The 21,471-nt window shown below is 63.8% G+C and carries 18 protein-coding genes and 3 pseudogenes; 11 read left to right on the top strand and 10 right to left on the bottom strand.

Features of this window, described 5'->3' with window-relative positions; translation table 11 throughout:
* The 5 genes from ACSFBL_RS34930 to ACSFBL_RS34910 all read right to left on the bottom strand — a co-directional run.
* Window positions 1-807 (bottom strand): HupE/UreJ family protein (locus tag ACSFBL_RS34930; protein ID WP_435520390.1); only part of this gene is annotated, 807 nt, incomplete at its 3' end.
* Window positions 804-1,613 (bottom strand): peptidyl-prolyl cis-trans isomerase, encoded by an 810-nt coding sequence (locus ACSFBL_RS34925; protein WP_435520389.1) that lies wholly within the window; start codon window positions 1,611-1,613, stop codon window positions 804-806. The genes ACSFBL_RS34925 and ACSFBL_RS34930, both read right to left, overlap by 4 nt.
* A 16-nt stretch (window positions 1,614-1,629) precedes the next feature.
* Window positions 1,630-3,867, bottom strand: a complete 2,238-nt coding sequence (locus ACSFBL_RS34920; RefSeq protein WP_435520388.1) for a PHP domain-containing protein — start codon at window positions 3,865-3,867, stop codon at window positions 1,630-1,632.
* A gap of 178 nt (window positions 3,868-4,045) precedes the next feature.
* On the bottom strand, window positions 4,046-6,613 hold the full coding sequence (locus ACSFBL_RS34915) for a spermidine synthase (RefSeq protein ID WP_435520387.1): 2,568 nt from the start codon (window positions 6,611-6,613) through the stop codon (window positions 4,046-4,048).
* 3 nt (window positions 6,614-6,616) lie between these two features.
* Window positions 6,617-7,240 (bottom strand): putative 2OG-Fe(II) oxygenase, encoded by a 624-nt coding sequence (locus ACSFBL_RS34910; protein ID WP_435520386.1) that lies wholly within the window; start codon window positions 7,238-7,240, stop codon window positions 6,617-6,619.
* A 128-nt stretch (window positions 7,241-7,368) separates the two neighbouring features.
* On the opposite strand from ACSFBL_RS34910, the gene ACSFBL_RS34905 reads away from it, so the two are divergent.
* Complete coding sequence (locus tag ACSFBL_RS34905; RefSeq protein ID WP_435520385.1) at window positions 7,369-7,518, top strand: hypothetical protein; 150 nt, start codon at window positions 7,369-7,371, stop codon at window positions 7,516-7,518.
* Between the two features lie 391 nt (window positions 7,519-7,909).
* Here ACSFBL_RS34905 and ACSFBL_RS34900 read toward each other — a convergent pair whose 3' ends face one another.
* On the bottom strand, window positions 7,910-8,038 hold the full coding sequence (locus tag ACSFBL_RS34900) for a hypothetical protein (RefSeq protein WP_435520384.1): 129 nt from the start codon (window positions 8,036-8,038) through the stop codon (window positions 7,910-7,912).
* 291 nt (window positions 8,039-8,329) lie between these two features.
* Here ACSFBL_RS34900 and ACSFBL_RS34895 point away from each other — a divergent pair.
* Window positions 8,330-9,498: pseudogene (locus tag ACSFBL_RS34895) on the top strand (aminotransferase-like domain-containing protein); the annotation flags it as partial.
* 45 nt (window positions 9,499-9,543) lie between these two features.
* Here ACSFBL_RS34895 and ACSFBL_RS34890 read toward each other — a convergent pair.
* Window positions 9,544-9,723 (bottom strand): annotated as a pseudogene (locus tag ACSFBL_RS34890) (MgtC/SapB family protein); the annotation flags it as partial.
* Between the two features lie 322 nt (window positions 9,724-10,045).
* On the opposite strand from ACSFBL_RS34890, the gene ACSFBL_RS34885 reads away from it, so the two are divergent.
* From ACSFBL_RS34885 to pstS, 3 genes are all read left to right on the top strand, one after another.
* Complete coding sequence (locus ACSFBL_RS34885) at window positions 10,046-10,255, top strand: hypothetical protein (RefSeq protein WP_435520383.1); 210 nt, start codon at window positions 10,046-10,048, stop codon at window positions 10,253-10,255.
* A gap of 42 nt (window positions 10,256-10,297) precedes the next feature.
* A complete protein-coding gene (locus ACSFBL_RS34880; RefSeq protein WP_435520382.1) occupies window positions 10,298-11,605 on the top strand; it encodes an MFS transporter in 1,308 nt (435 codons plus the stop codon).
* 87 nt (window positions 11,606-11,692) lie between these two features.
* Window positions 11,693-12,610 (top strand): phosphate ABC transporter substrate-binding protein PstS, encoded by a 918-nt coding sequence (gene pstS / locus ACSFBL_RS34875; RefSeq protein WP_435520381.1) that lies wholly within the window; start codon window positions 11,693-11,695, stop codon window positions 12,608-12,610.
* 440 nt (window positions 12,611-13,050) lie between these two features.
* On the opposite strand, the gene ACSFBL_RS34870 is transcribed toward pstS, so the two are convergent.
* Window positions 13,051-13,917 (bottom strand): hypothetical protein, encoded by an 867-nt coding sequence (locus ACSFBL_RS34870; RefSeq protein ID WP_435520380.1) that lies wholly within the window; start codon window positions 13,915-13,917, stop codon window positions 13,051-13,053.
* A gap of 1,687 nt (window positions 13,918-15,604) precedes the next feature.
* On the opposite strand from ACSFBL_RS34870, the gene ACSFBL_RS34865 reads away from it, so the two are divergent.
* From ACSFBL_RS34865 to ACSFBL_RS34850, 4 genes are all read left to right on the top strand, one after another.
* Window positions 15,605-17,068 carry a transglutaminase-like domain-containing protein gene (locus ACSFBL_RS34865; protein WP_435520379.1) on the top strand — a complete coding sequence of 488 codons (1,464 nt, stop codon included), beginning with the start codon at window positions 15,605-15,607 and terminating at the stop codon, window positions 17,066-17,068.
* Between the two features lie 58 nt (window positions 17,069-17,126).
* Window positions 17,127-17,846 (top strand): Crp/Fnr family transcriptional regulator, encoded by a 720-nt coding sequence (locus ACSFBL_RS34860; RefSeq protein WP_435520378.1) that lies wholly within the window; start codon window positions 17,127-17,129, stop codon window positions 17,844-17,846.
* A gap of 234 nt (window positions 17,847-18,080) precedes the next feature.
* Entirely contained in the window at window positions 18,081-18,275 is a 195-nt protein-coding gene (locus tag ACSFBL_RS34855; RefSeq protein WP_286619379.1) for a hypothetical protein, read from the top strand.
* Between the two features lie 68 nt (window positions 18,276-18,343).
* A complete protein-coding gene (locus ACSFBL_RS34850) occupies window positions 18,344-18,535 on the top strand; it encodes a hypothetical protein (protein ID WP_435520377.1) in 192 nt (63 codons plus the stop codon).
* A gap of 181 nt (window positions 18,536-18,716) precedes the next feature.
* Here ACSFBL_RS34850 and ACSFBL_RS34845 read toward each other — a convergent pair.
* Together ACSFBL_RS34845 and ACSFBL_RS34840 are read right to left on the bottom strand one after the other, a co-directional pair.
* Window positions 18,717-18,854 (bottom strand): annotated as a pseudogene (locus ACSFBL_RS34845) (hypothetical protein); the annotation flags it as partial.
* Between the two features lie 332 nt (window positions 18,855-19,186).
* Complete coding sequence (locus tag ACSFBL_RS34840; RefSeq protein ID WP_435520376.1) at window positions 19,187-19,597, bottom strand: Bug family tripartite tricarboxylate transporter substrate binding protein; 411 nt, start codon at window positions 19,595-19,597, stop codon at window positions 19,187-19,189.
* Between the two features lie 177 nt (window positions 19,598-19,774).
* Between ACSFBL_RS34840 and ACSFBL_RS34835 the strand changes: the two genes are divergently transcribed.
* Window positions 19,775-19,954, top strand: coding sequence for a LysR family transcriptional regulator (locus ACSFBL_RS34835; protein ID WP_435520375.1), 180 nt, complete (start codon window positions 19,775-19,777; stop codon window positions 19,952-19,954).
* A gap of 119 nt (window positions 19,955-20,073) precedes the next feature.
* Entirely contained in the window at window positions 20,074-21,108 is a 1,035-nt protein-coding gene (locus ACSFBL_RS34830) for an IS110 family RNA-guided transposase (protein WP_435520374.1), read from the top strand.
* Window positions 21,109-21,471 lie beyond the last annotated feature (363 nt).

The raw sequence follows: 21,471 nt of genomic DNA, 5'->3' as shown, positions 1-21,471 counted from the left end.
CCCGATCTCAACGCCGACGTTGAAGGTGAGGAGGGCCGCCCAGAGGTAGTTGTCGGGCAGGCCTATTTCCTTCAATGCGCCCGCAAAGCCGAGCCCATGCACCAGGCCGAAGAGAAAGGCCACCAGCGCCGGCCACCTGCGCGCGAGCGTCTGCCGGTCATGCAATGCCTCCCCGGCCACCAGCATGATCGACAACGCGATCGTCGCTTCCACCGGCGGTGGTCGCAACGTCAGCAGGCCCAGTGCGCTGCACGCCAGCGTGAGGCTGTGCGCAGCGGTGAATGCGGTGATGGTCAGCAGCAGCCGGCGGTTGAAGCCCACGAGGAACAGCAGGCCCACAACGAACATCAGGTGATCCCAGCCCGTCAGGATGTGCTCGATGCCGAGGACGGTGTAGGCGAAGGCGATCTCTGCGAGCCCACGCTGGTCGTCGGCCGATCCGAACAGGTGCACCGTCGGCTGGGCAGCCGTGAGCGTGTAGACGCGCGTCTGGCCATCGAGCCAGGTGAGCTTCACCAGCGCGGCCGAGTAGCGCTTGCCAACGCCGTCGATCGACAGCGTGCCCGTCATGCCGCCTTCGCCGCAACGCACGGCGTTCGATTCGACGCCACGGCAGCCCTCCGGCCAGACCGGCGTGAGGTCCTCGCTCGCCGGACGCTTGTCAGTTGCTCCCCACTGCCAGATGAACTCGCCGCGCGAGACTTCGCGCAGTTCCATCTCGGCCATGCTCATCTCGTGCGCGTGCGCCGCGGCCACGGCCACCAGGGCCACCGCGGCCATCACCAGCCGACACCACCAGCCGCTCACTGGGCCGCGCCCTCGAAGCGGACCGTGTACTTGCGGCCGAGCGCGCGCACGGCCGCGGTGCGCTGCTCGGCGAGGGTCGCATCGGTCCAGTCCTGCAACACCACGCCGTGCAGGGACTCGAAGTCGGCCGGCCTCGAAGCCGCGACGGCGTCGAGCCGGATCGCGCGCAGCCCGTCTTTCGTCGGTTGCGCCAGCCACCTGCCTGGCGGGGCGGCATCGAGCGCCGCGACGAAATCGACACCGTAACTCTGCTCGAGGTTGGCGCGCGGGCGGCCCTTGAAGACGCGCAACCCCGCCTTCGCATCGCCTGGCGTGCCGGCATTCAAGGCATCGACGAACTCGCGCAGCGCTGCCTCGGTGGTGTCCGGCGACACCACCGCCTCCTGGAAGTCGTAGCGCGCGGGCTCGTCGTACTTCGCACGCTTGTGCTCGAACCAGTCGCGCAGTACGATTTCGTCGACCGGCGGCAGCTTGACTCCGGCGTCGACAACGCTCAGCGCCTTGAAGATTACGCGCTCGCGGATGGCGGGATCGCCCTGGTCCACGCGCAGCGCGAGCCCCTCGCGATAAAGCACCTCGTTGTCGACCCAGCGCTCGCGCAGCGTCTTCAGTTCCTCGGCGTTGGGCTGGCGTCCGCGCGAGGAGGCGAACAGCCTGCGGGCTTCCGCGTCGACGTCGGCGCCCACCACGATCGTGCGTGGGTTGTCTTCACGCGAGACGAGATAGTGGTCCGCCGCGAAGAGCAGCCCGCCCAGCAGCACGAAGTGCAGCAGCGGTTCGCGCAGCCAGGCGGGCGTGCTTGCCATGCGCTTCGACGGCTCCCTACTTGACACCAGCCACCAGCGTCGAGCCCCTGACCTCGATGTAGATCGGGTTGCTGTAAAACCAGAGGTCCGACCACGCGGCCACGTCGTAGCTGACGTACTTCTGTCCGTTGTTCACGGCCAGGTGGTCGGGGCAGGCGGCGTCATTGCACGGAATGGCCAGGTTGGCGACGTTGCTCGCGTTGGTCACCAGATCGGGCAACGGGTTGCCGTTGGCGTCGGTCTCGTGCGGCACGCTCGGCGGCAGGTTGGTGCCGCGCAGACGCAGGTACTGCGACGCGGAGACGGTGCCGGGCAGACGGAAGGTCATCCGGCGGAAGTCGCCACCTGCGGATTTCCAGCTTGCGCCGTTGAAGGTCTTGATCACCGCGGCAGTCGGGTTCTTTGCCGCCGTCGGCACGTTGGCGAGGCTCGGATTGGTGAGCCAGTCGCGCGGCCATTCGCCGGCGTACTGGAGCGGGTCGTTCGGGTTCCTGTAGCCGCTGACCATCCCGCGGATTACGTCGATGTGGTCGAGCACCGGCTTGTTCAGCGGCTGCTTGATGCCGATCTGCGCGAGCGAGGGATTGGGGAACGCATACGGAGAATAGTTGGCGCCGGAAGGATCGCGCACCACCACCGAGACGATGATCTCCGCGCCGGGACGCACCACGAGCTTCTCGCCCATGGTGGCGCACTCGTCGTGGTCGACGTCGGTGTTCTTCACGGCGGCGGCCACCGCCAGGGCCTCGACCACCGCATTGCCGACCGCATCGAGCACCGGTGTGGACCGGCCGCGCGGGTACGAGGCACAGGCCACGAAGGCCAGGCGGTCGATCAACTGGCCGCTGGTCGTGAAGCTGTTGCCGCTGCGCAGGCCGTCGACGATCGATTGAGGCGTCAGCTCGTCGCTGCCATGCGGCTTGTCGCGGCCGCGCCGGTCGTCGTCGTGGCCGCGTCCACCGCCGTTGTCGCGCACCATCACGAAGTCGCGCTGGTACTCGCCGGGAAAGAAGTCCTGCGTCGAGCGACGGTCATCGGGGCCGAAGATGCCGCGGTTGTGCCAGTCGGAGCTCGCGAAGAACCAGAAGTTGCGTCCTTCGCCGAGCAGGGCGTCCCACACGCCGCCCACCTGCGCGCCATAGACGCCGGTGCCGCCGTAGGTGGTGCCGCCGACCGAGTCGACCAGCACGCCACCGATGTTGTTGCGCTTCGGAAAGTATTCGCCGCGGTCGGACGATGCGCCATGGCCCGGCTGCGTCTCGAAGCCGAACGCGGACTTCGGCGCCGCGTTGTTGAAGTCGCGCAGGTGCTCGATGTTGAAGCCGTTGTTCCCGTCCGGGTTGAAGGGGCCGGCCCGCTCCAGGTGCGAGGGCACGTAGTAGGAGCCATTCGGGTGGTTCTCCGCCATCCACTTCATCGCCTCGACCGTCTTCATATGGCCGCGCGCGCCGGTGCCGGTACCGCCCGCCGGGATGAGCTTTTGCGCGGTCGCGTTCCAGCTCGGGTCGGCGGCGTTCAGGCTGCCGGTGACCGAGCAGTTCCAGTTGTTGCCGACCGTGCCGCCGACGGCCGTGTTGCCGCGGCTCGTGTCGGTGTCGTTGCGGTCGAAGCAGTACTCCCACTGCGCGAGCGCGGTGGCATTGCCGAGCGGCGTGTAGCCCGGCTTCGTCGGCAGGCGCCCGCGCTCGATGGACTTGGGCATCTGGCCCGTGATGACCGAGGTGGACACGTGCTCGTGGCCCGCGGAAACCGACTCGACGCCGATGAACAGCGGCTGCTCGCGCAAGCGGGCGAGGTATTCGAGCAGCGGGTACTGGTATTCCTGAATCGACTGCCAGCGCCACATGTTGCCGTTGCCGCCAACGCCGCCGTTGAGCCCCTTGAGGTTGGCCGCGCCGATGCTGTCGGTCCAGGTCGTGGTGGGGCCGGGGCCGGTGTACGGGTAGGCCGGGGTGCCCAGGCTCTCGTCCTCGGCCAGCGTGCAATTGCGATTGCCGTTGCCACCGTGACCAGCCTGCACAAACCAGTCCAGTCCCCACGGCGTATCCACCGTGTCGGTAGCCTTCTTGACGAGCTTCTGCATCGAGATCGATCCGTCGGAACAGGTGGTGTGGTTGTGGAAGTCACCAGTCACATAGGTGCCGGACTTCTTGTCGCCCGCGCTGGCGGGGGCGGGCGTGGCGAGCAGACTCGCGGCGCCGGCTGCCGCAATCGCGGCAAGGAGAAACTGGTTCTTCGTGAATGCGATGTTCATCGGCAAAGCTCCGTCAGGGTGGACTGGATGGGAAGAACCAGCCGCGTGATGCCCTTCACGCTGCCGCAGTAGTCGAAAGTAGTGATTTGCGATGACCGGAACGTGACAGGACACGCGTCGGAGCACTGCCAACGGGCCTCGTCGGGGCACGAACCGACGAACGGTTGCGTGTGCCCGGTCAGGGCGCTGGCTCGGCGAGCTGCCGGAGTGCCGGTCCCGCTTCCGGTCGCCCGGGCTGGACGCGCTGAAGGTCCTCCAGCAGCGCGCGGGCTTCGCGAGGGTCGCTGCGCGCGAGCGTTTCTGCCATGCGCAGGAGCGGGTCGTAGGCCGGACGGAAGTCCGGGCTGATCCGCAGGACCGACAGCAGCGGCTCCCGGACCTGTGCCAGCATGCGCCGCACATCCGCGACCGGGCGTACCGACTGCCCCGCCTCCAGGAAGCGATCGCGCGCGATCCAGTACGCCGCAAGACGTCGCGACACATCCGCATCCGCGTCGGTGCCCAACAGGTCGGAAGGTGAGATCGCCAACTCGTGCAGCACGGCGAGCAGCCTGTCGCGCGGCTGCGAATCGGGCGCATAGGTGATCCTTGGCGCCTGGTAGCCGACCACCGGGTGGTCGTCGGTGTTGGCCGGTGCGTCACCCGCGAAGCGGGCCAGCGAGGCCGGCCCGGCGACGAAATTCCCCAGCACGCCCAACGCATCCGCCATGCCGAAGTCGCCCCGACGCAGGAGCCCGGGCCGGCCTGCCAGGCGCTCGCTCAACCGGGCCACGTCGAATGGGCCGTCGTCCGCGCGCCCCACGAGCCCGAGCACCGGCGTATCGAGGCTGAAAGTCGCGAGCACGGCCAGTGCGCGCGGGTTCACCGCCACAAAGGATTGCACGATGCTGCGCACGGTCTCGATGTCGAGCTGGTGCAGGGGCAACCACTGGCAGAAGACGCCGCCGGCAGCCAGCCGGCTCCGAACCGCGCGAAAGTGCTCCACGGTGTAGAGCGAGCCCGTGCCGCTGCGGGCCGGGTGATAGTTGTCCGCCACGATCAGGTCGTAGCGACGCTCGGTGGTCCGCACATAGCGACGCGCGTCGGCGACCAGCACGTGCAGGCCCGGTTCGGATTCGCCGCCGGCCAGCGCCTGCGTGAAATACGCCGACGCTTCGATGACCTCGGGCAAGAGTTCCACCGCATCGACCTGCACGGCAGCGTCCTGCGCAGCCGACATCGCAGTCACCCCGGTGCCAAGACCCAGGAACAGGGCGCGTCGCGGCGCCGGGTGCAACATCAACGGAATCAGCGCCTGCCGCGCATCGGCGGGCAACGAGGCGCTGCTGCCTTCCTGCTGCCGGTTGTCGATGCGCAGCCGGGCCACGCCCGCGCCATCCTCCACCACGCTCACCGACGCCATCGCCCCATCGCGGTAGCTGACGATGTGCCCGCCCTCGGGCACATCGACAAAGGCCAGTGGCGGTGCCAGCACAGCGATCGCGACCAAGGCGGCCGCAGGCGCCCAGAACGCCGGCCTCGGCATGGCACTTGGGAGGGACAGCGCGAGATAGCCGGCAGCGACCAGGAGCAGCGCCGGCTTCGGCCCCAACGCCGGAAGCAAGAACACGCCGAACAGCAAAGGGGACGCGGCCGCCCCCAGCGTGTTGAAGCCCAGCGCGCGCCCAAAGGCATGGCCTTCGGCCCGTGCCTGCGCGCAGAGGTGGGCGAACAACGCACCCATGACCAACGTCGGCAAGAGGAACGCCGCCACCGCAGGCGCTGCCTCCGAAGCCAGCGCCGAAGCCATGCCGGGGCCCAACCGTTCGGCGACGGCTTGGCGCAGCCCGTCCGCGCCCCACAGGCTCCCTATGCCGAGGAGACAACTCGTCGCTTGCAGCGCGAACAGCCGGTTGCGGGTCCGGACCGGATCGCTGGTGCCCGCGTTGGCACTCACCCGATGCCACGCGGCAGCACCTATCGCCGTGCCAGCCAGGTACGCGGCCAGCAGCATCGCGAAGGAGTAGACCGTGTCCTGCGTCACCTGGCTCAGCACGCGAACGACGAGCACCTCGTAGCCGATGCCCAGCATCCCCGTGGCGGCCAGGATCGCCAGCGGCGCCGGGCTCGCCGGGCGAGTGGCAGGAGGCACGCCCGCCGAGCCGGCCGTCGGCAGCATGAAGGCCGCCGCGGCGCAGGCCAGGTTGAGCACGGCGCACGCGAGCGCGGTGCGGGCCAGGCCGAACTGCGGCACCAGCCAGAACGCGGCGACGATCACACCGATCACGGCACCGAAGGTGTTGCAGGCATAAAGGGCCGCAATGCCCTGCCTTTTGTGACCCAGCCGCGCCATCACGCGCTCCATGGCGGGCAGGGTCGCCCCCATCGCGACCGTGGCCGGCAGCAGCACGACGAAGGTCCCGAAGAAGGCCACCCCCCACTGCCACACGGGGGAGGGTTGCGGCCCGCTTGCATCGAGCAGGAGCTGGCTGACCGGCGCCAGCAGCAGCGCCAGCGCCACGCTCCACAGCGCGATCAATGTTTCGCATGCCGCGTACCAGCGCTCGGGCCGGGCGCTGCGAACCACGCGCGGCCCGACAGCCAGCGAGCCCAGCGCGAGTCCGCCGAAGAAGGCCGCGACCACGGCCAGCACCGCGGCCGATTCATGGCCCAGCCACAGCGCGCTCTGCTGCGTCCAGACAATCTGGTAGCCGAGCCCGGCAAAGCCGGAGGCGGCCATCAACGCACAGGCGAGCCGGTGGCGCATCGCTCAGCCGCCGAAGCTGATCTTGTAGCCCCAGGAGTCCAGCCGGGTGGGGATGGCGTTGAACGCCATCGTGACCCGCCGATTTCCGGGGTTCGGCGGCACCGCGTGCATCAGGTAGCTCGGAAACAGCACCATGTCGCCCGGGTCCGGCGCGGGACTGATCCACTTGTCGGCGCTGTAGGGTCCCGGGGCCGTCTGCGCGTGGTCGTTGCGAAAGGCGAAGTCGTGGCCGCCCGGCGACTTCATGAACACGGTCCGTGCATCCGGGTGCGTGGGGGTCAGGTACAGCACGCCCGAGACGAAGCTGTTGGCATGGTTGTGCATCGCCTGGCGCCCGCCGGTGTCGAGCACGTTGACCCACATCTCCTTGACCGACCACCCGATCCGCTCCCCGAACATCAGCGCTCCGAAATCGACCAGCTTCGGCGTGATGAGGCCCGCGCATTCGACCAGCAGAGGACTGTCACCTGGCTGCAGCATCGACGTGTGCGAAAGATTCGCGGACGAGCTGTTGTCCTGCGAGGCCAGCGACGCGAAATGCTCGACCAGGCCGTTCACGAGCGCGGGGCCCAGCACTCGTGGTACGCGCATGAACGGTGTCGGAAAGAGCCCTATGATTTCGTCCATCGGCCGCATTGTCATGCGGTCGCTGCACGAGCGGGGTCATGGTTCTGTCATCTGCGCTTCCCAGAATGAGTGGTCTTGCCAGTCGCGGCGGCCTCGCAGCGGGGCCCCTGCCGGCAAGTGACGCCACCATGCATCGCTTCTTCAGCCCAACCCGCTTCGGCGTGGCCTTGCTGGTGCTCGGCGCGTCCACGTGCGCACCGGGCGCGGAACTGGACTTCAACACGCTCGAAGTCCCCGCCGAAACCCAGTCGAGCGGACCGGCCCAACCGCAGGCGTAGACACCTTCGCATCCTTCTTCGTCGCCCCCGCCGGCCGACATCGAGGCCGCGCCGAAGACGCAGCAGCGTGAGGAAAACGCGAATCCGGGCGGCGCCGTGTTCACGCCTTTCGCCGAGTCGTCGCGCACCCCTCCGGGCAACGCAGCGCCGCATGACAAATCCGCCGCTGCATCAGGTGGCCCTGACGTCCCCGGCCTTGTGCTGACCGTCGTTGCAGTGGTTGCCGGCGGCGTCGCCCTTGCATGGTTGCTGCGACGGGCCTGACCTTGCCAGGGTAGAGCGTCCGACGAGGCGTCACGAACGCGCTGACGCGGCAGACATTGCGAGGCAGATCGAGCGCTGCCTTTTTTTCCTGGTTCATAGGAGTGAGACGCCCGTCCCGTCGACTCTGTCAGCTGAACAGCAGCACGGCGCCAAATGCAATGCCGGCAATCGAAAATGTCGCCACCAGGCACGGAAGGATGAACAGCGCGGCTCCGAAGTCTGAGTGATGCGCTTCGATGTAATTCCACAACTTCATTTCGATCTCCGAGTAGTTCCTTTGAAATCCTCAAGGACACTTTAGGCTCGGGCGCCCTCGCCATCTAGAGAGCGCTCTGGAAAGGATTGTTCCCAGGACTGCGATGATGGCCGGTACGACCTGCAGGCATAGAAGAAGGAAGGGCTGAACGAGGACGCGCACTCCGGATGCTGCACAGGGATCGCTGGGCTTGTGCCGCCAGCGCTCTTCGATTGGATCGAGGACGTCGTGTCGCCTCATCGTCGATCCGCAATGAATACACTCGAACAATTGTCGTGGATGCACTAGGCAATGGCACTTGCCCGTTACAAGCAGTTGGTCGACCGGCTCGCGGATGACATTCGCGCAGGTCGCTTGCGTCCAGGTACGCTTCTTCCGACGCACCGCAAACTCGCCTCTCGCGAAGGCATCGCGCTGGTCACGGCCACGCGTGTCTACGCCGAACTGCAAGCGATGGGACTGGTCAGCGGCGAGACCGGCCGCGGCACGTTCGTCAAGGAGCCCCTGCCGCGCGGTCAAGGTGTCGACCTGCATGTGAGCGCGGACATGGTGGACCTGAGCTTCAACTATCCGGCCTTGCCGGACCAGGCCGAGTTGTTCAGGACCGCCCTGCGCCAGCTTGCGGCGACGGGAGACCTGGAATCCCTGCTGCGATACCAGCCCCATGGCGGCCGCTTGCATGAGCGGGCGACGGTGGCACGCCATCTGTCCAGCCGCGGTGTCTCGGCGTCGGCCGATACGGTGTTGCTTGTGAGTGGCGCGCTGCACGGACTGGCAACGACCGCCATGGCCTTGTTCGAGCCCGGCGATGTGGTTGCAGCGGATGCGCTGACCTATCCGGGCTTCAAGTTGATCGCGGAAACCCAGCGGCTGGAGCTTGTGCCGGTCCCGTCTGCCGGGCAAGGTCCCGATCTGGACGCATTGGCGGACCTGTGCCGGCGACGGCGGGTGCGCGCTGTCTACACCATGCCCACGTTACACAACCCGCTCGGTTGGGTCATGAGCGCCACGCGGCGCCGGGAACTTATCGGCCTCGCTCGGCGGCATGAACTGATCCTGATCGAGGACGCGGCCTATGCGTTCCTGGCCGAGCGTGCGCCGCCTGCGTTGGCGGCGCTGGCGCCGGAGTCGACGATCATGTGTCGGGCCTGTCCAAGAGCGTCGCGACCGGTCTGCGCGTGGGTTTCGTCTGCGCGCCGCGGCCATGGGTCGACAAGATCGAACGAGTCATCCGGGCGACGACTTGGAACACCCCGGCGACGATGACAGCGATCGCTTGCGGGTGGCTGGAGGACGGCACTGTGGCCCGCCTCGAAGAGGAGAAGCGACGCGACGCCGCGCTGCGCCAGGCCCTCGCCGCAGACATCCTGGGCGGACTGAAAAGGATCGGCCATCCCAGCTCGTACTTTCTCTGGCTTCCGCTGGCGCACGAGGTCCGCGCAGATGCCGTTGCCTGCGCCCAGGAACCCGATGCCTGTGAGGATGGCGCTGATGACCTTCGTGGGATAGGCCGGAATGGCGGTACTCACGCTGCTTCCCCAGTACCACATGGTCGGGTAGCCGGCCAGCAAGGTGACCGCGCACGAGGTGGCGCAGACCAGGCAATAGACCTGGCTGCCGGCAGCGCGCCCGCTGAAATAGCGCTCGTAGCCGACGAACCAGCCGAGCAGCAGCGCGGTGGCCATGTTCAACACCATCCACACGCCCGCGCCATGCCAGCTATTGATCACGCCAAGTTGAAACATGTGCTCTCCTTGTCGACCTGAAGGCGGCCGACGAACCTCGTGCCTTCATCGCAGTTGCCCCAGTGCGACTCTAGGGAAATCGCCAACGCGCAGTAAGGCAATGCGGCACAACACGCTATTTCAGCTGCGTCAATAACCGGCCAGGCGCAGGATCGAGGTGATTGTTTCGGCAATCGCAAAGTCGCGTTGATTCGGCACGCCTTTTTCAGCGGAACCCCGACGACTAGATTGGAGACATGCCAATCCATCGGAGGTCGCCAACATGTCCCACCTGAGTCTTGTCAAGTCCGCAGCCCGGTTCGAGATCCGGTTCCGATCGCTGTTTCATGAAGGTCGCGGCTTTGCATTTCCGTGCGATGCCGCCGGCCACGTGGATCTCGATGCGCTGTCCGAGCGCGGGCGTTGCAGCTACCTGTTCGCCCGCGCGATGGTCGGTCGAGAGTTCGCGGCGCCCAGCGTCAGCGTTGTCTGAGCGCGCGCGATGGCGAACTCGCCGCTTCTCTGAGGAGCAGACGTGGACAAGCGCCTCCTCGCGCTGACCGGGAGCATGTTTGCAATCGGCACCGGCAACTTCGTCGTCGCAGGCGTCCTGCCCCAGGTGTCCGCTTCGCTCGGCGTGAGCGTGGCGCTGGCCGGACAGATGGTCACGTTCTACGCGGTGGGGCATGCACTGCTTTCACCGATCGTCTCAGAAGTGGCCGCGCGCTGGCCGCGCAAGCGCCTGTTGCTGGCGGGCCTCGCGATCCTCGTTCTCGGCAATGTCATGAGTGCGTGGGCTCCGAACATCGAGTTCGTGCTGGCGAGCCGCGTGCTTGCCGGCCTTGGCGCGGCGATGGTCAGCCCGACGGCGACCGCCATCGGTGCATCACTGGGCTCGCCCGATCAGCGCGGACGTTCGCTCGCCATGGTGGTGGCTGGTCTGACCAGCGCGACGGCGCTCGGCGTGCCGCTGGCCACCCTCATCGGAGGCCGCCTGGATTGGCGGGCGACGATGGCATGCGTTGCCGTCATCGGTGCGTTCGCTGCGGCAGGCGTGGCATGGCGCTTGTCGGACGTCCCGGTCACGCCGGTCCCCAGTCTGGCCCAGCGTCTCGAGCACTTGCGCGATGTGCGGGTGGTTCTGACGCTGCTGACGACATGGCTGGCGTTCGCCGGTCTGTATCTCGTCTACACCTACGTCGGGCTGAGCTTCGAAGGGGCGACGCGGGGCAGCCCTCACGTGCTGGCAGCCCTGTTGCTGCTCTGGGGCGCGGCGGCGACCGCCGGCAACCTGGTCGCCGGCCGTCTGACGAACCGATTCGGCAGTCGCCGCGTCATCAATGCGGCCCTTGTCTTGGTCGCGCTGGACTTTGCGCTGCTGCCCTGGAGCACGGCCTCGCTGGCAAGCGCCGTACCCGCGCTGGTCCTCTGGGGCTTCTGCGGCTCCGGCATGCTCGTGCCGCAGCAACACCGGCTTATCGGCATCATTCCGACCGCCGCGCCGGTCCTGCTGGGCATGAACTCGGCCGCGGTCTATGTCGGCGTGTCGATGTCGGGCCTGGTTGGCGCAGCGGTCATCACATGGTTCGATCACCATGCCCTTGGATTCGTCGGGGCGACATTCATCGCTGCGGCGCTGATCGTTGCCGAGTGCGCACAGCGTCGCATTGCTCCCACGGCGATCGCCCCGGTATCAACCTGGATGCGCTGGCTGGCCCAGCACATCAACGAAAAGAAGCGCGACAGGGAGACCATGACCGCGGGGGATGTCTCTCTCGGCCCGCGTTGCACTTTCACGCTGGAAGGCATCCGGTTTCCAGATCCCCCACCCCGACCGGCCTAAAGCTATGGTGGATCTCGACCATTCGGTGTGTTGGCAAGGCTTGGGACGTCGTTCATACTCGCGCCCCGCTTGCGAGGAGTCACTACCATGACAACACCGAATGACATCCGCACTTTCCTGGCGGCTCTTGGTACGGCCGGCACGCTCTTGTTGGCACAGCAGGCATCCGCAACGGACATCGTCGGCTCCGGCTCGACCTTCGTCAATCCGGTCATGCTTCGATGGGCTTCGGGCTATCACACCAAGACCGACGTCAAAGTCAACTACCAGGCCATCGGGTCCGGCGGCGGCATCCAGCAGGTCAAGAGCGGCCGTGTGGCGTTCGGCGCCTCAGACAAGCCATTGCCGCCGGATGAACTGAAGTCAGCCGACCTGATGCAGTTCCCGCTTGTGGTCGGCGGCGTCGTGCCGGTCGTGAACGTTGACGGGATCGCTGCAGGCCAGCTGCGATTCACCGGCGAGCTTCTGGCCGACATCTATCTCGGCAAGATCGCGAACTGGAACGACCCGGCGATCGCCGCCCTCAATCCGGACGTCAAGCTGCCGGATCTCAAGATCGCGGCCATGCACCGGCTGGACGCTTCGGGGACCACCTTCAATTTCGTCAACTACCTCTCGAAAGTCAGCGAGGAGTGGAAGACGAAGGTTGGAGAAGGAACGATGGTGAAGTGGCCCGGCGGAGCCGGCGGGAGCGGCAACGACGGCATGGCGCGCTACGTCAACTACACGAAGGGGTCGATCGGTTACGTCGAACTTGCCTATGCGCTCGAGCACAAGATGACCTATCCCATGCCTCGGAACAAGAGCGGCGCCTTTGTCGGCCCGACCCTGGAGAGCTTCGAAGCCGCAGCCGCCAGCGCCGAGTGGGCAAGTCCGGACTTCTACGAACTGCTGACCGACGCGCCCGGCGAAAAATCCTGGCCGGTCACCGCCACGACTTTTGCATTGATGCCGCGAAAGGCAAGGGACCCCGGAGTCCGCAGCCACGGCGTGCTGCAGCAGTGACCGTTCGCAGTTCAGCCAGTCCGCGACTTGTATTCGCCAATCACAGCTGTTGCCGACAATTCGGCGTCAAGCCCCATTTTCACTCGGCGGTCGTCCGAATGAAGGACGGCAAGGCCGACCGCTTGCGAGTCAGTGGGAAGCCCTTGTAGTATTTTTTCGATAAATTGACCAGATCGCCCAGAAAATCGTCAATCACGACAAGCACTTGCAAAAGTGAGAGTCGGAGCAGGGCAGTGTGATCAGTGCAGATTGACACGGCGCACGTACCCGGTGGCCGCGGAAAGAGGCCCATGGCTCGCGCAGTAAGGCAGTTTTGTGGACCAACACCCACAAGCCCTGCTTCTCGTGTTCGGGCTGCACTTCGGGCTCAAAGCCGTCAATTTACACCAGCACAGGGCGTGCGGATCAAGCCACAACTCAAGCGTCAGAGGCTGCTGCTTTTAGAAAAAATATTGCAATAGCCGTGGGAGAAATTCGGCGGCAGCTTTGGTCACGAGGGTCAACGCGAGCGGCGCAACATAAACGCTAGCAAAACGTCGAAGAGTGCGCGCATCGAACGGCCATACCGGCAAATCCCGTATTATCTCGGTGAGTCTCTTGAGTCTCTCTAGAACTTCAACGTCTTCTTTTGATGGCGCCTTTGACCCAAGTCCGCTACGGATAGCCCGAAATTCCTGTTGAAGTCGTTTTGCAACCTCACTTGTCAACCTGATTTTTATATCCTCCATTCCTTTTCGAAAAGGGAGTAATGGACCCAAAAATACTGTCGGCCCAAGTATAACATAGGCAAAGATTGCCACCCCAACCAAAGAGTACAGTGCGGTTGCCGGAACAAGAAATTCGACGGTCACAGCCGTCAATATAGCTACGTTAACACCAAGAACGCTTAAGCTGTATTGATTGCGCAGCCCTAGACGCCCTATTGGCTGCAGGCCACCGCAGCCATCCGGATGGAATGGAAACAGGTGCAAGATCGAGTTAGCAACTAAGCTCCGTAAAAATAGAGCTATGCAAACACACCGCGTTACATAGGTAATTATAAGGGTATAAAGGAGTGTTATGCAGTAAAGATATGCAAATCCAATTACAGTGAGGTTTTCACGAGGGATTGCCCAAAATCCAACTTGCGTTCGCCAGTAGGTGCCTAGTGTTATCCAGCTTGAAAAGGTCGACGCCAGGACACCGAAAACTTGAGAATACAAATTCGCTCGTTTGAATATACCCGCCCAATTGACGACCAGTTTTTTTACTTCAAGGTTCGAAATCTCGATGACGCGGGAATGACGGCTTTCTTCAGGGCGCTTCAAAATGCGGTCTCATCTGTAATTAACAATAGCAACAAAACCGGAAAAGAAACCAAAAAAGCATAAGTGATGTTCCAATTGCGCAGGAATGGAAGCGCCACAGCAGGAGAAAATTTGAGATTCGTGGTCGCGAGTACGGAGTGCACCAGGAGGGCGGCGTCCTCTTCGACACCAACGCACGAGGCCCTAATCGGCCAACTGAAGCTGCGGCGCTCAAAACGACAATCCGTCCTACGAAATGACTGGTTGTGCGATTACTGGGGTGGGACGAACAGATGTCCATGCCGGCACCGGAGTGCCTTTGCTCCGATGCACTAAAGAGGCAGTCACATGGCAGACCAACAAGCCCAGAACCCCAACCAAATCGGCAATCAGCCGTCTAATCCCGGTCAGCAGCAGCAGGATCCTGGCGAGCAGCAGCCTGGACAACAGCCCGGTCAAGGCTCCCAAAAGCCGGGCCAGAACCCTTGAGAGAAGGGGCGCCCGCTCTGCAAGCAGCCTGTGGTATCCGCAGCGTCCAGGTGAATGCCTGATTCCCGGGATGCCGCATCGGCCGTAGCCACCGGCTCCTTTGAGCCGGCGCACGCAAGCGCCGCCGTCCTCGCGGGGCTGGCGCCGCGGCGTGCCCAGGGCGGCCCGCGTAGCGCTCTACGGTCTCGGAGTTACGCACCTTCGACAGCAGCCGATTTGCAATCGCGGCCTGTCGAGCGCGCGTACGCTCTGGATCTCGCCCTCAGGCCGGTAGCTGGTAGAGGCATACCTGCTGATCGGTGATTGGGGACCAGACACGGGGGCCGACCTCTTCTTGAGACCTGAACCCGTCATCGTCAACCACCACCAAACCGGCGCCGCCGGTGGCTCGTCGTTCTGACGACGGCCAAGATGAGTGTCGCCGTCCACCAAGGTGGGGTTGGTGGTTCAGGAACTCTCTAGCATCACTGCTTCTCGGAGCTAGCAGGTGCTGTTTGCGGGTCCGTTTGGGTGGGACTCTGGTCGGTGGCTCTCGCATCCGTTCGCTGTGCGAAGTAGCTGTAACTTGAAACTGCGAGCAAGATAGCGATCACAGCCAAAATGACCCAGCGAAGGGCTCGACTGCTGCGCCGCGTCTCAGATTTCACTTGGCGATGCGATCCACGATCAAACTTCCACATGATGAACGAAATGGTGCCTGTGCCGCCGAGCTTGCCGTGTGGGACGAGCGCGCGTCGGGCTGTGCTGACTGAACAGCGCGTGAATTGTCCTGAAACACCGGGCGCACGCCGGACGTTTGGCTCACGGCGGCAGAAACAGGGTAGTCATTCACTCATTCGTCATGCTCTTTTCGCGTCTCGTCCGATCTCACGAACGTCCCGCTGCGCCAGTCGTTGATCATCCTGCGCAGGCTGGGCCCATCGCACGTTCGCGGGCCGTCGGACGGGAACAAAGCAGTGTCGGATCGAACTCAAGCGCCATCTGCTGCGCGCCTCGCTCTATCGCAAGATTCTTTAACGTGACAAGCTCACCGAAAGCGTATGGCCTGGGCCGTCGGATCCGCCATGGGAGGAGAAGCTGGTCATCGGTATCGGCAGGTGAACCAGCGATAGTCAGCGATGGTGGCACGTGGGTTGCGTGGGAACAGAGAAGCAACAGGAGCTTGCATGCAGATCCGCGTTGGTTTCGAAATGGCCTACCAGTGCCCAAGCCAACGCCCATGGTGCTGGCGCTGAACATCCACTATTCCCGGGCGTCCGATCTGGTGCGGGCCGATCATTTGGTGACGAGCCCCTCGGTGCCCGGCACAGCGTACCGCGCTTCGGCAACTGGTGCAGCCGCATCGTGGCGCCGCAGGGCTGCTTCGTCCACCGATGCACTGGTCAATGACACCGGCGTTCCGGACATCGTGGTGCTGTCGGCCGTGCAGACGCCGGTCGAACAGCTTCCGGAATCGACGCTGGCCTACCTGCTCGGCAGCCGCTATTGCGACACCGACGAGTTGTCGGAGATCGCGTGGCAGCGCTTCGGAGCCAGCCCGACCGGCTGGGCGCGCGTGCAGACGATCTGCGATTTCGTGCACCACCACATCAAGTTCGGCTACCAGCACGCACGCAGCACGCGCACCGCTCTGGAGGCTTACCGGGAAGGTCAGGGTGTCTGCCTCGACTACGCGCACTTGGCGATCGCGTTTCGCCGCTGCATGAACATACCGTCGCGGTACTGCACCGGCTATCTGGGTGACGTCGGCACCGAGCCGCCTACGGGCCAATGGATTTCGCCGGCTGGTTCGAGGCGTTCGTCGGCGACCGCTGGTACACGTTTGACGCGCGCAACAACACACCGCGGATCGGCCGCGTGCCGATTGCACGCGGGCGCGACGCCTGCGATGTCGCGCTATCCACCACGTTCGGCCCGAACACGCTCGAGGGCTTCAAGGTCTGGGCCGACGAAGTCGCGGCCGGCCAAAGGCCGTCCCGAGATCTGTAACGGCTTCCGCGCGACCGCCGCCGGGCCGGCGCCGGCCCACCGCCAATCCAGGGTCATCGGACAGATCTTGCCGTCAGGCTCGGTGCTGACCGCTTCGTCGCCAACTTGCAGTTGGCAAGTGCGCTGCCGGGCAATCCTGATGCGAGCCAAAGCGGCGTTGCTCGGCACTGTCTGTCGGCCGTCTGAGTGGCGAGCAGGTCGTTCGGATCAAGGGCGCGGAGGATTCCTTGGCGTGCGCATGCGCGAGCTCGACATCGACGTCATCAAGAGCGAGATCAATGCGGCCGATGCAGCCCTGATCGCCGACACCTCGGATGCCCGACACATGTTTCGCTGCAACGAGAGCGTGTTTGTGCTCGGCCTGTGCATCCTGGTCGGCTTTGCGCTGCTGATGGCCTTGACGCTGGCCTGGGCGCTTCGCGCTGCTCACCGGATATTTCAAGTTCGATCCGAATATTGCGACATTCTGCTCGGGCTCGATCTGGATCGTCGTGGGCTACGTGGATGCCAATGCGCAGCAGGTCGCGAGCTACTTCTTCAGCTCAAGCAAGGGCAGCAAGGACAACGGGCAGGCTATCGGCGTTGCGCTCACCGAGTCGATCAAGCGGTCTGGCTCGCACTGATTTTTCGAAGTGGGACCACAGCCGCGATGCCCAGCAACATTGGCAAAACTCACGTCCCATGCCTATACTAAAAGTGTGCCATGTGGAGCGCGCACAGGGTCATCCTCGAAGCACCCCCAGGAGGAACTAATGGCCGCTGCGTCCGAGCCGAAAGTGAACCAACTGCTTGCAGCGCTGCCAGACGGCGAGTGGCAACGTTGGCAGCCGGAGCTTGAATGGGTCGAGATGCCGCTGGGCCAGGTGCTGTATGAGTCGGGCATCACGCTGAGCCATGTCTACTTTCCGACCACCTCCATCGTCTCTCTGTTGTACGTGATGGAGAACGGCGCCTCAGCCGAGATCGCTGTCGTCGGGAACGAGGGCCTCGTCGGCATCTCTCTCTTCATGGGGGGCGAATCCACGCCCAGCCGTGCGGTGGTGCAAAGCGCGGGCCAGGGCTTTCGGCTGAAGGCGCAGGTGATGAAGGACGAGTTCAACCGATCCGGTCCGGTGCTGCACTTGCTGCTGCGCTACACCCAGGCGCTGATCACGCAGATGGCGCAAACGGCGGTCTGCAACCGGCACCACTCGCTGGATCAGCAACTGTGCCGCTGGCTGCTGCTGAGCCTGGACCGGCTGCAGGGCAATGAACTCGTGATGACGCAGGAACTGATCGCCAACATGCTCGGCGTGCGCCGCGAAGGCGTCACCGAAGGCGCGCTCAAGCTGCAGAGGGCCGGTCTGATCAGCTATGCGCGCGGTCACGTCTCGGTGCTGGACCGGGAAGGGCTCGAGCGGCGCTCCTGCGAGTGCTACGCGGTGGTCAAGAACGAGTACGACAGGCTACTTCCCGTGCGTTTGGCGACTTAGCGCGCGGCGGCTCATCGATGCTGGCGGCTGTCCCAAATTCTACTCGGCGCGTGGCGGCGCCTTGGCGGCGCGACGAGCAACCGCCCGCGAGGACGGTCTCTGAATGGCAGAAGCCCGTGAGCACTTTGAAAGCTCTACCGGATACGCGAGTGGGGCCGCCCGCTCGCCGATCGACGGATGCCTTCAGAGCGCGCACGCTGGTCGCTCTCGGCCTTGCCGGGAATGGAACGTCGCATGACGGAACTGAACATGGAGCGGCGGCGCGGAATTCTGATGTGGGAGGCTTCTTGCGAGCGCCTTAAGAACGCCCTGCACGCGGCGCCGCACATGCCACCAGCGACGCCCGAACAGGTCGTGGAAGCACTGCGTCTCGCGCGGAAGGCTCTCGACGAGCTTGAACTCGCATTTGCACCGGAAGATGCCGATTGATCGGGCTGCACCTCCGTCCGGGTGCTCGCCAGTGAGGTCTATGCCCATTGGGGCCGGGAGGATACGCCATGGCCCTTTTTCTTGAAGCCGCCGAGGCCTTGGTCGCCGACTATCTAAACGGACGCATCGTGCCGGAAGTCGTTCACAAAGCGGCAGTGCAAGCGGCCCGAACGCGGCTCATTGAGGGACAGATGCCAGTCCTTGGCGAGACGTTGTGTAGCGATATTGACAGCGAGGCGAGTGAACCGATTCCCCGATGAGTCGCAAAGATCCGAGGGGGCTGCGAAATGACGCGGAACGCCCATGATAGATCGCTTCGATGGCGCGTCGCAGGACATGAACGTTCTCCAAGTCCGTGGAGTGAAGGTTGCGCAGTTGCGAGGTGGCTTGCGCGCTCCAGTCCGCGTTGGATGCTGATCGGAAAAATGTCTTTCTTCCTTTCTAGAGGACTTTCTCGATCTCTTTCGGAATCCACATGGATCCGCTGACACCTGGACTCGCCACAATGAGCAAGACCTTGCTACGCCGCAGCGCCCAGCGCAGCCGCGCTGTCAGCGGCTGGCCGGGTGCAGTGTCGTTGTCATCAAGAAAGCACTAATAATCGGCACGCTGAAGGGCGCGAGCCAGACCGTTCCCGCATCCCCACATCCGCGTCACACAAAGTGCGGAAGACCCTGTTTACTTTCTTCTACGATACTCGTCGATCTGATCGAGGACTGAAGTGTGCACAGGCAGAAAATTCTGATCGACAAGGTTCGGCCTGTGCACTCTGGTGGACGGCTCAATGCTCTGGTCCACACGATTCCAGAGCCGTATCAAGCTCGCTTCCTTAAGGAAACGGATCCGGCGCTGCTCGTTCCCTCGAAGCGAGGAAAGCTGATGGTGCCGTTCATGGCATGGCAGCGTTGGATTCAGAAACAGGAGTGATAGGGGTGAGCAGTCCGGTTGACAACAAGGAACTGCGGTCCGCGGTACAGAATGCCGATGGGCGTGAAATCCTTGGCGGGGTCATAGGGCAACTGCTTGAACAAGCTGGGGCTCACGCTCATCTGCGGCATGGCGACGATGCTCAATGTGTAGCCGTCGGCCGGGCTGGATTTCAATGTTTGCAGCGCCACGATGCCGCCGCCCGAAAACCGGTTCTCGACAACCACGGGCTGCCGAAGCTCCGTCGCCAAGCCTTCGGCAATCTGACGGGTAACGACGTCGATGACTGAGCCTGGTCGCGCTGCCGATGACGAGATGGATTGGCTTGATCGGGAAGTCTTTGGCGCTGGCCATCGGCATGGCGACCAGACACGTGAGCAGAACCCAAAGTCCAACCAAGCGCCGCGTGCTCATTGCCGATTTCTCTTTCGATCAATTTGCAGTCAGCTCAGGTGGGCGCTCCCGATCACGCCAGCCCGCGAGTGACACACATGACGTGAAATAAATTCACCTCGTTCACTCCGCGCGCAGTCCTTTCCGGGTGTCGACTAACGCTCGCATGGAGGAACGGCATGGAGCATCTTCGGAGCATCAGCATCTTTGTGCGGGCGACGGAGTTGGGAAGCTTCGCGACGGCCTCGGCGGCGCTGGGCCTGACGCCGTCAGCGGTCAGCAAATCGGCGATCTTGCGGCCCTTTGCCGGGCCTCCGCAAGTGATCCATGTCACACTTACGCTGCGCACGGAGCACTAGATGGGATGGACACCCGCCGCTCCCCTCGGGGCGTGATGGGCAAGGATAGAGATGCCTCCGGAACCGAACGGTGCCAAAGTGGCGTCTCCATCCACCACCTCACGAACGGAGGGGCCGAAATGAATCGCACGACGTATGGTCTTGATGTCGCAAAGCGCGTATTTCAGATGTACTGGGTCGATGTCGATACGGGTGAGATCGTGAATCGACGCTTCAGCCGGGCGGAACTTATCGAGTTCCTGTCGAAGAGCTCTGCAGGGCGGGTAGCGCTGGAGGCGTGTGGCAGTGGGCACTGGTGGGCGCGCAAGATCCGCGCGCTCGGCCACGAGGCAGTGTTGCTGCATGCCAAGTTCATTCGACCCTTTGTGCAAACCAACAAGACGGACGCTGCTGATGCTCGAGCGATTTGGACAGCCGTTCAGCAGCCTGGCATGCGTACGGTGGCGGTCAAGAGTGAAGAACAGCAGGCGGTGCTGGGGCTGCACCGAGTGCGCACTCAACTGACCAAGTTCCGGACGATGCAAATCTACCAGTTGCGCAGTCTGCTGTACGAGTTTGGCGTGACGTTGAGAACGGGCAGGCAGGCCGGCCTGGCCGAACTGCAAAACCGAATGGCTGACATTGAGGGTTGTGTGCCCGGATTGCTGATGGACGTGCTGCGAGAGCAACTCGCGCGTATCCACAGCTTGGACGAACAGATTTCGGCTCTCGAGAAAAGAATAGCGGCTTGGCCGAAACAGGAAGCCAGTTGCCGCTCGTTGTTGGCGATCCCAGGCATTGGCCCCTTGACTGCGAGCGCACTGGTGGCCACGCTGGGTGACGTTCGCTCCTTCAAGTCGGGGCGCGAACTGGCATCGTTCATAGGGCTGGTGCCGCAGCAGCGAGGAACGGGCGGCAAGATTCAGTTAGGCACGATCAGTAAACGCGGGGATCCGTACCTGCGCACATTACTGATTCATGGCGCCAGATCGGTGTTGTTCAGATCGAGGCAGCCGAATCCCTGGGCTGAGGAACTGAGCAGGCGACGTCATGCCAATGTCGCGGTGGTCGCCTTAGCCAACAAGATGGCTCGAACTGCGTGGGCGATTCTGGCTCATGGTCAAGCCTATCAACCGGGTCACGTCAGCACCCGGCCACAGCCGCAAATGAATTAGTTCAAGAAGGTGCACCGAAGGTTGCGCAGGTTGATGACGAGGTGATGGCACGACAGGTCGGACCGCAAGAACTCAAACCTGAATAATGTCTTGCGCTCAAAGCGCGCCGACTAGATGAGGCAGTTCTTGGCGAATTCCATCAGGGCCCGCAGGTTGAACCTGCATCAAAGGCCGAATGTAAGACTGCAGCCAGTACCTGATTGCCTTCATCGCTACATCGCTTGCACAACGGCGGGTGTCCATGTAAGACATGATGGTCGCCGCCCAGTAGACAGGCGGCCGGTCTCCAACATGTAGGTTGCGTCCAGGGACGCAGAGCTACATGCTGTGACTTGCGTCGTCAGCAACAAGGAGACCGGCCAT

The sequence above is a fragment of the Variovorax glacialis genome (assembly GCF_051216375.1).
GTDB lineage: Bacteria > Pseudomonadota > Gammaproteobacteria > Burkholderiales > Burkholderiaceae_C > Variovorax.
Note: the sequence above shows the minus strand (reverse complement) of the source record. Positions and strands in the feature narration are given on the sequence as shown.